Annotated in this window: 10 protein-coding genes; 8 read left to right on the top strand and 2 right to left on the bottom strand. The window is 69.9% G+C overall.

What is annotated here, in order from left to right; translation table 11 throughout:
- The first annotated feature begins 43 nt into the window (after nt 1-43).
- The 8 genes from AB6V29_RS02170 to ndk all read left to right on the top strand — a co-directional run bounded on the left by AB6V29_RS02170 (nt 44) and on the right by ndk (nt 11,128).
- Nucleotides 44-1,657, top strand: coding sequence for an ABC transporter substrate-binding protein (locus AB6V29_RS02170; RefSeq protein ID WP_369356776.1), 1,614 nt, complete (start codon nt 44-46; stop codon nt 1,655-1,657).
- A gap of 28 nt (nt 1,658-1,685) precedes the next feature.
- Nucleotides 1,686-2,663, top strand: a complete 978-nt coding sequence (locus tag AB6V29_RS02165; RefSeq protein WP_369356774.1) for an ABC transporter permease — start codon at nt 1,686-1,688, stop codon at nt 2,661-2,663.
- A complete protein-coding gene (locus AB6V29_RS02160) occupies nt 2,660-3,502 on the top strand; it encodes an ABC transporter permease (RefSeq protein ID WP_369356772.1) in 843 nt (280 codons plus the stop codon). The genes AB6V29_RS02165 and AB6V29_RS02160 overlap by 4 nt, the downstream gene beginning before the upstream one ends.
- The gene (locus AB6V29_RS02155) at nt 3,499-5,046 is read left to right on the top strand and encodes a dipeptide ABC transporter ATP-binding protein (RefSeq protein ID WP_369356770.1); all 1,548 of its coding nucleotides are present in this window, start codon (nt 3,499-3,501) and stop codon (nt 5,044-5,046) included. The genes AB6V29_RS02160 and AB6V29_RS02155 overlap by 4 nt, the downstream gene beginning before the upstream one ends.
- 465 nt (nt 5,047-5,511) lie before the next feature.
- On the top strand, nt 5,512-8,949 hold the full coding sequence (gene ileS, locus AB6V29_RS02150) for an isoleucine--tRNA ligase (protein WP_369356768.1): 3,438 nt from the start codon (nt 5,512-5,514) through the stop codon (nt 8,947-8,949).
- The gene (locus tag AB6V29_RS02145; protein ID WP_369356766.1) at nt 8,946-10,298 is read left to right on the top strand and encodes a folylpolyglutamate synthase/dihydrofolate synthase family protein; all 1,353 of its coding nucleotides are present in this window, start codon (nt 8,946-8,948) and stop codon (nt 10,296-10,298) included. The genes ileS and AB6V29_RS02145 overlap by 4 nt, the downstream gene beginning before the upstream one ends.
- Entirely contained in the window at nt 10,295-10,708 is a 414-nt protein-coding gene (locus tag AB6V29_RS02140; protein ID WP_307460724.1) for a DUF4233 domain-containing protein, read from the top strand. Before AB6V29_RS02145 ends, AB6V29_RS02140 begins: the two co-directional genes overlap by 4 nt.
- Before the next feature lie 3 nt (nt 10,709-10,711).
- Nucleotides 10,712-11,128, top strand: coding sequence for a nucleoside-diphosphate kinase (gene ndk / locus AB6V29_RS02135; protein ID WP_210074824.1), 417 nt, complete (start codon nt 10,712-10,714; stop codon nt 11,126-11,128).
- 242 nt (nt 11,129-11,370) lie between these two features.
- Here the strand turns inward: ndk and AB6V29_RS02130 are convergent, their stop codons facing one another.
- Nucleotides 11,371-11,967: a vitamin K epoxide reductase family protein gene (locus tag AB6V29_RS02130; RefSeq protein WP_307316996.1), complete on the bottom strand. Its 597-nt coding sequence runs from the start codon at nt 11,965-11,967 to the stop codon at nt 11,371-11,373.
- Between the two features lie 145 nt (nt 11,968-12,112).
- Complete coding sequence (locus AB6V29_RS02125) at nt 12,113-12,520, bottom strand: hypothetical protein (RefSeq protein ID WP_267787172.1); 408 nt, start codon at nt 12,518-12,520, stop codon at nt 12,113-12,115.
- Nucleotides 12,521-12,723 lie beyond the last annotated feature (203 nt).

The following is a 12,723-nucleotide window of genomic DNA, read 5'->3' as shown; positions in this document are numbered from 1 at the left end:
GGGTAAGCTGAAGCTTCCCCACCAAAGACTTCGAGGTTTCGTCATGCCTTCACAGCTCTCCCGCCGCGTGCTCTCGGCGGTCGCCGTCGCGGCCGTCGCCGCCCTCTCGCTCTCGGCGTGTGCGGGGTCCGACCCCGCGTCCGAGGGCGATGGCGAGATCGTCTGGGCGATCGAGGGTGCGAACCTCTCGGCCGGCCACATGGACCCGCAGACCAGCCAGCTCGACGTGTCTGCCATGGTGCAGCGCGCCGTGCTCGACTCGCTGGTGTTCCAGGAGGCCGACGGCACGTTCTCGCCGTGGCTCGCCGAGTCGTGGGACGTCGAGGACGGAGGCGCAAGCTACCTGTTCCGCCTGCGTACCGACGTGACGTTCCACGACGGCACCGCGTTCGACGCGGCCGCGGTCAAGGCGAACTTCGATCGCATCGCCGACCCCGACACCGCCTCGGCTCAGGCCGCGAGCATGCTGGGCGGAGAGCTGTACGCCGGCACCGACGTGGTCGACGAGCACACCGTGCGCGTGCGCTTCACCCAGGCCTACGCGCCGTTCCTCCAGGCGGCGAGCACCGCGCTGCTCGGTTTCTATTCGCCGAAGGTGCTCGAAGACAAGGCCGATCAGCTCAAGGCCGGCGGACCCGGCGTGAATGTCGGCACCGGGCCCTTCGAGCTCACCGAGTACACGCCCGACCAGGACATCGTGTACACCCGCAACGACGACTACACCTGGGGCCCCGACGGCGGCGGCAAGCCGGCGTTCAAGACCCTCCGTGTCGACATCCTCCCCGAGGCTTCGGTGCGCCTCGGCGCGCTTTCGAGCGGCCAGGCCGACGTCGTGACCAACCTCCCCCCGAACCTCGTCGGGCAGGTGCCCTCCGACGACACGGTCGAGTCGATCGCCTACCCCGGTCTGCCGTACTCGCTGTTCCTCAACGAGAAGTACGGCGTCTTCGCCGACCAGAAGGTGCGTCAGGCGTTCTCGAAGGCGATCGACGTCGATTCCGCGGTGCAGGAGATCTTCTACGGCCAGTACCCGCGCGCGTGGAGCATCCTCGGGGCCACGACGCCCGGCTACGACGCGAGCCTCGAGAAGACGTGGCCGTTCGACCAGGCGGCCGCCAACGCCCTTCTCGACGAGGCGGGCTGGACGGGACGGGATGCCGACGGCATCCGCACGAAGAACGGTCAGCGTCTCACCGCGCGCTGGATCGCGTGGACGCCGGTGCCCGACGACCGCGCTGCGCTGGCGAATGCCGTCCAGAGCGACCTGAAGGCCGTCGGCTTCGACCTGCAGCGCGAGGTGCTCGAGCCCGGCGCCTACAACGAGCAGTACGGTCCCAAGACCTACGACGTCACCGACTGGGGCTTCTCAGGCGTCGATGCCGACCTGCTGCGCAGCCACCTCGCCACCGATGGATTCCAGAACGCCTCCCAGGTGAGCGATCCGGCGATGGATGCCCTTCTCGAGCAGGGCGCCTCGACGACCGATCCGGCTGCGCGCAACGCGATCTACGCGCAGGTGCAGCAGTGGAACGCGCAGCAGGCCGCGATCGTGCCGCTGTACAGCCCCGCATTGATCAGCGCCGTCACCCCGAAGGTTTCGGGTCTGGCCTTCGACCTCTACGGTCGTCCGCTGTTCGCGACGGCGTCCGTCGGCTGAGACGCCGAGATTCGGACACACTAGGCGGATGCCACGTTCTCGCTCCCGTGCCCTTCTGAGGCGTCTCGGCGGGATCGTGGCATCTGTCGTTCTCGTGCTGTGGGGCGCGGCGACGTTGGCGTTCGTGGCGTTTCGGATCATCCCGGGAGACCCCGTCGACGTCATGCTGGGCCCGCAGGCGCAGGTGAGCGAGACCGTGAAGGCGGGGATCCGGAGCGACCTCGGTCTGGATCGCCCCGTGTCCGAGCAATACGCCGCATTCCTCGGGCGACTCTCTCGCGGTGACCTGGGGGAGTCGTACCAACTGCGCCTTCCGGTGTCCGAGGTGATCGGCCGCCAGCTCGGGCCCACTTTGCAGCTATCGGCGCTCGCGCTCGTGATCGCCGCGCTGCTGGCACTGGCGACGGCGCTGCTCGTACGCGGACGGCGCGGGCGGGCCGTTGCCTCGGGCGTCGAGCTCGTCGTCCTGTCGTCACCGGTGTTCTGGACGGGGCTCGTGCTGCTGAGCGTCTTCTCGTTCCAGCTCGGGTGGTTCCCGGTGGCGGGAGGGCGGGATGCCGCATCCCTCGTCCTGCCGGCGGTGACCCTGGCCCTGCCGGTCGCGGCGCTGCTGTCGCAGGTGCTGCGCGACGGGATCGAGGCGGCGGAGCGCGAGCCGTTCCTGCTCACCGTGCGCGCCCGCGGTGCCGCTCGGCGACGAGAGACCCTGCACCACACGCTGCGTCACGCGGCGGTCGGGGCGGTCACCCTCGCCGCCTATCTCGTCGGATCCCTCCTCGGTGGCGCCGTGCTGGTCGAGACGGTGTTCGCGCGGCCCGGCATCGGCCGCGTGACGCTCGCGGCGATCACCGACCGCGATCTCCCGGTGATCACCGGCGTCATCCTGCTGAGCGCCCTCGTCTTCGTCGCTGTCAACACGGTCGTCGACCTGGTCGCGCCCCTCCTCGACCCGCGTCTGCGGTTCGCCGGTGCGGCGCTGCGCGTGCGGAGCGGAGTGCCCGCGTGAGCGCCGCCCTCACCGAGACGCGTCGGACACGGCCGGGCAGAGTCGTCGCCCTGACGATCGCGGGCGCGGTGCTCTCGCTCATCGCCGCTGCCGCCGTGGCGCCGGGTCTTCTCGCGACACACGACCCGCTGCTGACCGACGTCCGCGCCACCCTCCAGTCGCCGAGCGCAGCCCACTGGTTCGGCACCGATCAGAGCGGTCGCGACGTGTACTCGCGTGTCGTCTACGGAGCCGGCCCCTCGGTGGGGATCGGTCTGCTCGCGACGGGACTCGCCCTGGTGTTCGGCCTGATCGCGGGCTCGCTCTCAGCCGTCGCCCCGCGCTGGATCGACGCCGCCGCGATGCGGGTCGTGGACGTGCTGCTGGCCTTCCCCGAGTTCCTCGTCGCCCTCCTGGTGGTGGCGGTGCTGGGACCGGGGGCCGCGAACATCGCCGTGGCCGTGACGATCGCGGCCGTTCCCGTGTACATCCGACTGGCGCGGGCGCAGACCCGATCGCTCGCGGCGGCCGAGCACGTCGAGGCCGCGCGCATCATCGGCGTCCCCGCGGTCGTCGTACACGTGCGGCACGTCCTCCCCGGCGTGCTGGGTGCGGTGAGCGTGCTCGCCACGATCGGCATCGGCACGAGCATCCTCGCAGCGGCGGGCCTGAGCTTCCTCGGCCTCGGCCCCACCGAGCCCGCACCCGAATGGGGGCTCATGCTCTCGGCGGGCCGCAATCTGCTCCTGCAGGCTCCGTGGGTCGCGGTGTTCCCGGGCCTGGCCATCACCGCGACCGTCGTGAGCGTGAGCGTCATAGGCCGCATCCTGCGCGCGCGATCCGAGGAGCGGGGCGCATGAGCGGCGTCCGCGTGCGCGGCTTGCGCATCGGCGGCCCCGAGGGGGCGATCGTTCGTCACCTCGACCTCGACGTCGCTCCGGGGGAGTGCGTCGCAATCGTGGGCGAGTCGGGCGCGGGCAAGTCGCTGAGCGCGCGCGCCCTGCTGGGACTCGTTCCCGACGGCCTGTCATGGTCCGCAGACGAGCTCGAGATCGACGGTACCGCCGCTCGGTCGCTGACGGAGCGGCAGTGGCGTACTCTTCGGGGGCGGCGCATCGCCCTCGTGTCGCAGGACGCGCTCGTCTCGCTCGACCCCCTTCGCCGGATCGGCGCCGAGGTCGCCGAGCCGGTGCGCATCCACGAGCCCTCGGTGCGCGGTGACGCGGTGGCGGCGCGCGTGCGCGACAGCCTCGAGCGTGTGTCGATGCCCGAGCCCGACGAGCGCGCGCGCCAGTACCCGCACGAGCTCTCGGGCGGACTGCGCCAACGCGCCCTGATCGCCTCGGCCCTGTCGGCGAGGCCCACCGTCCTGGTGGCCGACGAGCCCACCACGGCCCTGGATGCCACCGTCCAGGCCCGCGTGCTCGAGCTGATTCGCCGTATCGCCGACGAGGGCGTCGCCGTGGTGTTCATCAGTCACGACCTCGGAGCCGTGGCGCGGGTGGCCGACCGGGTCGTCGTGATGCACGAGGGACGCGTCGTCGAGACCGGCGTCACCGCCGAGGTGCTGGCATCCCCTCGCGATCCCGTCACGCGAGAACTCGTCGCGGCGGTGTCTCACGAGCCGCTCGGGCGCACCCCGCGCACCGATGCTCCGCTGTTCACCGCCCACGGCGTGACCAAGCGCTTCGGCGAAAGGGTCGCCGTCGACGATGTCTCGTTCGAGATCCGCCGCGGTCGCACTCTCGCGGTGGTGGGGGAGTCGGGATCGGGCAAGACGACGCTCGCTCGTCTCGCCGTCGGCGTGACCATCGCGGATGAGGGGACTCTCGCGTTCGACCATCGCCCCTGGACGCCCGAGGTGGCCCGCGGGGCGGATCGACGCCGGGTACAGCTCGTGCAACAGAACCCGTGGGGTGCCCTCGACCCCCGCTGGAGCGTCGGTCGCACCCTGACCGAGGCCGTCGCTGCGGGTGGGGTGCCGCGTCCTGAGCGACGGCGCGCCGTCACCGACCTTCTCGAGGAGGTCGGACTGTCGCCGGCGTTCGTCCGTCGCCGGCCCGCGCAGCTCTCGGGCGGCCAACGTCAGCGGGTCGCCATCGCCCGAGCCCTCGCCGTGTCACCGGATCTGCTCGTGCTCGACGAGCCGGTGTCCGCCCTCGACGCCTCGGTGCGCGCGAAGATCCTCGAGCGTCTCCTCGCCCTGCAGCGCGAGCGCGACCTGGCCATGATCTTCGTCACCCACGACCTCGACGTCGTGGCCGCGATCGCCGACGACGTGATCGTGATGAAGGACGGACGCGTCGTGGACTCGGGCACGGTGTCGTGCGTCTTCGCCGCGCCGCGGCATCCGTTCACCCGGGAACTGCTGGCGGCCGCGGGTGTCCGCCCGCCGGGCGCCTGAGTCCGCGTTCGCCGGGTTGCGGCCCGAACGGAGGGTCGAGTGTCCAGAACACCCGGACGATATCGGCCCTACGTCCGGGTTTCTTGGACACTCGAGGGCAGTTCAGGTCGCGCAGGATGGAGAGGACGTTCGGAACGCTCGGCGCGGCGGGATCCGTGCGGGGGGCGAGTGTCCAGAACACCCGGACGACACCGGCCCCGCGTCCGGGTTTCGTGGACACTCGATCGTCAGGCATCGACCGCAGCGCGGGCCGCGCGGCTCGCGTAGACTGAACGAACACGCATCGATCCGGCCATCACCGGGGAGCTCGCGGAAGAAACGGGTCCAGGCCCGGAGTAGAACCGCGCGGGGCAGGCCCGTCACAGCCGCAGTGAGAGCGGCGCCCTCGTGAGAGGGCGCAATGCAGGGTGGTACCGCGGTCCGAAGGGATCGTCCCGGCGAGCGAACCTCGACCCGCGGAGAGACATGACCTACCCTCGCCCCTCATCCTTCGGCCCGGCCGCCGACGCGTCGAACGCGGCCCCGGATGCCACGACTCCGGCATCCGGCCAGAGCGCCGCGTCCACGGCCTCCGTCGTCCCGAGCCCGCGCTTTCCGGCGATCGAGAACGACACGCTCGCGTTCTGGAAGAGCGATGACACCTTCCGCGCGTCGATCGCCAACCGCGAGGGCGCCGAGGAATGGGTGTTCTACGACGGACCGCCGTTCGCCAACGGCCTGCCGCACTACGGCCACCTGCTCACCGGTTACGCCAAGGACGTCTTCCCGCGCTTCCAGACCATGCGCGGCAAGAAGGTCGACCGCGTGTTCGGCTGGGACACCCACGGCCTGCCCGCCGAGCTCGAGGCGATGAAGCAGCTCGGGATCACCGAGAAAGACGAGATCGAGCGCATGGGGGTTTCGACCTTCAACGCCAAGGCCCGCGAGTCGGTGCTCGAGTACACGCGCGAGTGGCAGGACTACGTCACGCGCCAGGCCCGCTGGGTCGACTTCGAGCGCGGGTACAAGACGCTCGACACGACCTACATGGAGAGCGTGCTCTGGGCCTTCAAGACCCTGCACGACAAGGGACTCGCGTACGAGGGCTACCGCGTGCTGCCGTACTGCTGGCGCGATGAGACGCCCCTGTCGACGCACGAGCTGCGCATGGACGACGACGTCTACAAGATGCGGCAGGACCCCTCGGTCACCGTGACCTTCCCCCTCGTCGGGGCCAAGGCCGAGGCGATGGGCCTGACCGGCGTCCGCGCGCTCGCATGGACGACGACGCCGTGGACCCTGCCGACCAACCTCGCGCTGGCGGTGGGCCCCGGCATCCGTTATGCCGTCATCGAGGGCGGACCGAACGGCGCCGCCGACGTGCACCGTGCCCCCGACGGCACGCCCGACGAGGCGTTCGAGGCCGTCGCGCACCGCTACCTGCTGGCGGAAGACCTGCTGCCGAACTACGCCAAGGACCTCGGGTACGAGAGCGCGGATGCCGCCCGCGAGGCCGTGCAGACCACGATCCTGGGCGCCGAGCTCGAGGGCGTGTCGTACGACCGCCTCTTCGACTACTACGCCGACGCGTCGGTGTGGGGGACGAAGGATGCCTGGAAGATCCTCGTCGACGACTACGTCACCGTCAGCGACGGCACGGGCATCGTGCACCAGGCCCCCGCCTACGGTGAGGACGACAAGCGCCTCGCGGATGCCGCGGGCCTGCCGACGATCATCTCGCTCGACGACGGCGGCCGGTTCCTGTCGGCGGTGACCGACGTCGCGGGGGAGCTGTGGCTGGACGCCAACCGCCCACTCATCCGCCTGCTGAAGCAGGAGGGCCGGTTGCTCCGCGAGGCGTCGTACGAGCACTCGTACCCCCACTGCTGGCGCTGCCGGAACCCCCTCATCTACAAGGCCGTGTCGAGCTGGTTCGTGCGCGTGACCGACATCAAAGACGACCTGCTGGCCAACAACCAGCAGATCACCTGGGTGCCCGAGAACGTCAAGGAGGGCCAGTTCGGCAAGTGGCTCGAGGGCGCGCGCGACTGGTCGATCAGCCGCAACCGCTACTGGGGCTCGCCGATCCCGGTGTGGAAGAGCGACGACCCGAACTACCCGCGCGTCGATGTCTACGGCTCGCTCGCCGACATGGAGGCCGACTTCGGTCGCCTGCCGCTGAACGCCGACGGAGAGGTGGACCTGCACCGCCCCTACATCGACGACCTCACGCGCCCGAACCCCGACGACCCGACGGGGCAGTCGACGATGCGCCGTATCGAAGATGTGCTGGACGTCTGGTTCGACTCGGGCTCGATGCCGTTCGCGCAGGTGCACTACCCATTCGAGAACCACGAGTGGTTCGACGAGCACGCCCCGGCCGACTTCATCGTCGAGTACATCGGGCAGACCCGCGGCTGGTTCTACGTCATGCACGTGCTCTCGACCGCGCTGTTCGACCGCCCGGCGTACACCGGCGTCTCGTGCCACGGCATCGTGCTCGGCAACGACGGACAGAAGATGTCGAAGTCGCTGCGCAACTACCCCGACGTGCGCGAGGTCTTCGACCGCGACGGCTCGGACGCCATGCGGTGGTTCCTGATGTCTAGTTCGGTGCTGCGCGGTGGGAACCTCGTCGTGACCGAGGAGGGCATCCGCTCGGGCGTGCGCGAGTTCCTGTTGCCGCTGTGGAACGCGTGGTATTTCTTCGCCACGTACGCCAACGCGTCGGGCCCCGAGGGCTACACCGCCGAGTGGCGCACCGACTCCGCCGACGTGCTCGATCGGTACATCCTCGCGCTGACCGGCGATCTGGTGCGCGAGGTCGCCACCGACCTCGAGGGCCTCGATTCCACGACCGCCGCCGAGCGTCTGCGCGACTTCGCCGAGGTGCTGACCAACTGGTACATCCGCCGTTCGCGGGATCGCTTCTGGGTGGGCGCGACGGACGATCCGTCGAGCCGCGAGGCCTTCGACACGCTCTACACGGTGCTCGAGACCCTCACCCGCGTCGCAGCTCCCCTGCTGCCGCTCGTCACCGAGCGCGTGTGGCAGGGCCTCACCGGCGGGCGGAGCGTCCACCTGACCGACTGGCCCGACGCGTCTGCGTTCCCCGCGGCCGAAGACATCCGCACCGCGATGGACACGGTGCGCGAGGTCTCGAGCGTCGCCAACGCACTGCGCAAGCGCGAGGGCAAGCGCGTGCGTCTACCGCTCCCGCGTCTGACGGTGGTGACCCCGGATGCCTCGGGTCTGGCGCAGTTCGACGACATCCTCCGAGAAGAGCTCAACGTCAAGAGCGTCGAACAGGTCGCGCTGCGAGAGGGCACGGCGGCGGAGTATGGCATCACGCACCGTCTGTCGGTGAACGCCCGCGCCGCGGGGCCTCGCCTCGGCAAACAGGTGCAGCAGGCGATCAAGGCCGCTCGTGAGGGCGATTGGAGCGAGACCGACGGTCGGGTCGTCGCCGGAGGCATCGCGCTCGAGCCCTCCGAGTACGACCTCGTCGTCGAGACCGCGGGACGCCCCGAAGGCGAAGCGCTGGCGGTGCTGGCCGGCGGTGGTTTCGTGCTGCTCGACACCGTCACCACCCCGGAGCTCGAGGCCGAGGGCTTGGCCCGCGACATGATCCGCGGCATCCAGGACACCCGCAAGGCTGCGGGCTTCGACGTGAGCGATCGGATCTTCCTGTCACTGACCTTCGTCGACGGCGCTGACGCGCGAGCCGTCGCTCAGGCGTTCGACGTGGCCGGGGTGGCATCCGAGACTCTCGCCGAGAGTGTCGTTCTCGCCGGAGCAGAGGGGCGGCTCATCCAGCGCGGCAGCGCGATGCCGGCCGAGTTCGAGACGCAGATCGCTGCCAAGACCTACGCGAACGTCGGCGCCGTCACTGTGGCCGTCGCGCGGATCGGAGCCCCCGCATGAGCGACCGCACCAGGGCCGACGCCGTCTACAGCGCGCTGCTCGAGCGGCAGGGCGAGCAGTGGGTGCAGCCCCGCGTCGAGCGCACGCGTCGCGTGCTCGAGCTGCTCGCCGACCCGCAGCGGACCTACCGGGTGGTCCACGTCACCGGTACGAACGGCAAGACCTCGACCAGCCGCATGATCGAGAGCCTGCTGCGAGCGATGGGTCTGCGCACGGGGCTGTTCACGAGCCCCCATCTGGAACGCTTCACGGAGCGCATCCTCATCGACGGCGAGCCCGTTTCGGATGCCGCGATCGCCGATGCGTGGGACGAGATCCAGCCGTTCGTTGAGATGGTGGACGCCGAACTGACCGCGGCCGAGGACGCGCCGCTGACGTTCTTCGAGCTGCTGACCGTGCTCGCGTTCGTCGCGTGCGCCGACGCGCCGATCGATGTGCTCGTGCTCGAGGTCGGTATGGGAGGGGAGTGGGACTCCACGAACACCGCCGACGGCGATGTCGCGGTCTTCGCGCCGATCGACATCGACCACACCGACCGTCTCGGCACCACCATCGCCGAGATCGCCACGGTGAAGGCCGGGATCATCAAGCCGGGAGCCGCGGTGGTGTCGGCTGCGCAGACCGAGGACGCACTCCGCGTCATCCGCGCGCGCGCCGCGAAAGAGGGGGCGACCGTGGCCGTGGCCGGCCACGAGTTCGACCTGGTGGGGCAGACCCTCGCCGTGGGCGGGCAGCAGCTCGACATCCGCGGGGTCGCCGGGACGTATCCCGAGGTCTACCTGCCGCTGTACGGAGCACACCAGGGCGCCAACGCGGCGCTCGCGGTCGCCGCCGTCGAGTCGCTGATCGGCGGTGGCACCCAGCCCCTCGCGGCCGACGTGATCGCCGACGGTCTCGGCAACGCCACCTCGCCCGGCCGCCTTCAGCTCATCGGTACCGCTCCGACCGTCTTCGTCGACGCCGCGCACAACCCGCACGGGGCGCGCGCTCTGGTCGCCGCCCTCGATGAGTCGTTCGACATCGACGAGTGGGGCGCCGTGGTCGGCATCCTCGACGGCAAGGATGCCGCCGGCATCATGTCGGCCCTCGTCCCGGGGGTCTCCCGTGTGTTCGCCACGGCTCCCGCCAGTGACCGTGCGACCGATCCCGACGTGATCGCCGACGTCGCGGAGGCGGCGGACCTCCCGGTCACCGTGCACCCGACGCTGGAGGACGCCGCCGACGCCGCCCGCTCGTGGGCCGCCGAGTCCGACCGCCGCGCCGTCGTCATCGCCGGTTCCGTCGTGCTCGCCGGCGAGGCGCTGCGTCTCGCCGACCTCGAGGACTGGAAGGCCGGGTGGCAGGGATGAGCCCCCGCGAACCTCGCGCCCCGCGCCCCCGTCGTCAACGCGGCGCTCAGGAGTCTCTCGGCGCCGTCGTGCTCGGCTTCGAATCGATCATCGTCTTCCTCGGCGGCCTCGTGGTCTACGGCCTCAAGGTGCTGCCCTTCGGCATCGAGCCCTGGTGGGGGATCGTCGGCGGCGTCGTCATGGCTGTGGCAATGGTCGCCGTCTCGGGCTCGCTCCGCCACCGGTGGGCGCTGTTCGCGGGGTGGGGACTCCAGATCGTGCTGCTGCTCGGCGGCTTCCTCGTGCCGGCCCTGGCCGTCGTGGCTCTCATTTTCGGCGGCATGTGGGCGTATGCGACCATCAAGGGAGCAGCGCTCGATCGACAGAACGCCCGACGCGCCGCTTCCCCCGACCTCTCGAACGGAGAATGACCCATGGCTACCGAAGAGACCCTCGTCCTCGTCAAGCCCGACGGCGTCGCTCGCGGCCTCACCGGCGCGATCCTCGCCCGCATCGAGGCGAAGGGCTACGCCCTCGTCGACATCCGCCTCGTCGAGCCCGACCGTGAAACCCTGGCCCACCACTACGCCGAGCACGAGGGAAAGCCGTTCTACGAGCCGCTGCTCGAGTTCATGATGTCCGGCCCGTCGGTCGCCATCCGCCTCGCCGGAAACCGCGTCATCGAGGGCTTCCGCTCGCTCGCCGGAACGACCGACCCGACCACCGCCGCCCCCGGCACCATCCGCGGCGACTTCGGTCGCGACTGGGGCCTCAAGGTGCAGCAGAACCTCGTCCACGGGTCCGACAGCGTCGAGTCCGCCGAGCGCGAGCTCGCGATCTGGTTCGCCTGATCCCGGATGCCGTGAAGGCCGCCGCCCCGAGAGGGTGGCGGCCTTCGTCGTTCGGCGTCGAGGCGGCTGAGCCTGTCGAAACGCCCGGCCCTGATTCTCATCCGCACACGGGCGAGCCGGGGGAGCCTGTCAGGGTCTTCTGCGCTTTGGAGCGCTTCACCCACCCCGTGATTCGCGCAACCTCAGCGGCATCCAGGTCTATCTGGCGGAGGTTCTGCGAATCTCGGAGGATCTGCGTCGGCTCAGAGCTGCGAGAGCACGTCCAGGCGCACCTGCGCCAGCACCGCGACGACGGCGAACGCGACGATCGTCATGAGCGGCACCCACGCCATGAGCCTGTCGGCGAACTCTTGCACGCGCGGGCGCGGGATGACTCCCTCGCGCAGAACGTGCAGCGTGACGACGAAGAACGACGGGATCACCACGGACCACGTCACCATGCACCACGGGCACAGCGTCGCCAGCACGAAGAGGCTCTGCCCGATGAGCCAGATCACGAAGCACAGGGCGAAGACGAAGCCGAGCCAGAACAGGGCCCAGAACCACCGCGCGAAGCGCGCGCCAGCCAGTAGCGCCATACCGACCACGATGGGTGCGATCCACGCAGCGAGTCCGATGATCGGGTTAGGAAAGCCGAAGACGCTGCCCTGGGCCGACTGCAGATTCGTCGAGCACTGGACCAGCACACTGAAGTCACAGGATGCCGCGGCCCCCGGGTTCATGAGCTGGTGGAAGCGTTCCATGGTGAGCGAGAACGCCGCCCACCACCCCACGATCCCGGCGAAGATCAGCCAGATCGCGACCACGACCGGACGACGGGGGGTGACGGTTTCGCTCATGCGGCGATTCTCTCATCGCGCCGCTATGCGGTCGCCTCGAACAGGTTCACTCGTGTGTTGTGAAGACGCTGTGCGAGGCGTCTTGCCAGTGCGGCCTGTTTTTTCCGTACGCCACCGTCGATCTCGACGAGTTGATCTGCTGCGGTCATCGTCCCGCCCCCTCGGAGATCGTCCTCGCCTCATCCATGGTGATGCTCGTGCCGTCGTAACTGGGCGCTGCGCCCAGACGGGTGAGCGCCGACTTCACGTCGATCTTCTGGTTGTCGCTGTCCCGGAAGGCCACATCGAGAGACCTCATGTTCAGAACGCGCCCGTCGAATGCGACTCTGATCACGTCGCGCACGAAGTCCGGCGATGCCTTCGTCTTCTCGGCGGCCGGGAGGTCGACGGTTTCACCGACCGTCAGCGTCTCGGTGAACCCGTCCAGGCTGACGTCGGCGTAGGCGTCGGAGATCCCGAGACTGGCCGCTTTCAGCGCGGCGGGGATGTCGGTCTTGTACGAATCGTCGTGAGACGGCAGTTGGCTGCACCCGGCCGCAAGGCTGGCGGCCAACGCAAGGCCAACGACCGCAGCGATCCGCCCCCGACGCGTCGTGCCGTCAGCCCCAATCCGCGCGCCCCGGCGAGATCGGCGTCGCTGTAAGCGGTCGCGAGGTCGTCCCGAGCCGCCTCGTGCGACAGTTCTCTCGCTTTCGCCGTCTGGGTTTGCACACGTGCGCGTGCCTGCTCCGAAGCGGTGAGTGGGCCGTCGGACAA

Origin of the sequence: Microbacterium sp. 20-116 (genome assembly GCF_041079415.1) — a bacterium.
In the GTDB taxonomy this organism is placed as follows: Bacteria; Actinomycetota; Actinomycetes; order Actinomycetales; family Microbacteriaceae; genus Microbacterium.
Note: the sequence above shows the minus strand (reverse complement) of the source record. Positions and strands in the feature narration are given on the sequence as shown.

What these genes read in the sequence shown, in the direction of transcription:
- AB6V29_RS02170 (WP_369356776.1), top strand. Translation starts at nt 44, where the DNA reads ATGCCTTCACAGCTCTCCCGCCGCGTGCTCTCGGCGGTCGCCGTCGCG.
- ndk (WP_210074824.1), top strand. Translation starts at nt 10,712, where the DNA reads ATGGCTACCGAAGAGACCCTCGTCCTCGTCAAGCCCGACGGCGTCGCT.
- AB6V29_RS02130 (WP_307316996.1), bottom strand. Translation starts at nt 11,967, where the DNA reads ATGAGCGAAACCGTCACCCCCCGTCGTCCGGTCGTGGTCGCGATCTGG.
- AB6V29_RS02155 (WP_369356770.1), top strand. Translation starts at nt 3,499, where the DNA reads ATGAGCGGCGTCCGCGTGCGCGGCTTGCGCATCGGCGGCCCCGAGGGG.
- ileS (WP_369356768.1), top strand. Translation starts at nt 5,512, where the DNA reads ATGACCTACCCTCGCCCCTCATCCTTCGGCCCGGCCGCCGACGCGTCG.
- AB6V29_RS02165 (WP_369356774.1), top strand. Translation starts at nt 1,686, where the DNA reads ATGCCACGTTCTCGCTCCCGTGCCCTTCTGAGGCGTCTCGGCGGGATC.
- AB6V29_RS02145 (WP_369356766.1), top strand. Translation starts at nt 8,946, where the DNA reads ATGAGCGACCGCACCAGGGCCGACGCCGTCTACAGCGCGCTGCTCGAG.
- AB6V29_RS02140 (WP_307460724.1), top strand. Translation starts at nt 10,295, where the DNA reads ATGAGCCCCCGCGAACCTCGCGCCCCGCGCCCCCGTCGTCAACGCGGC.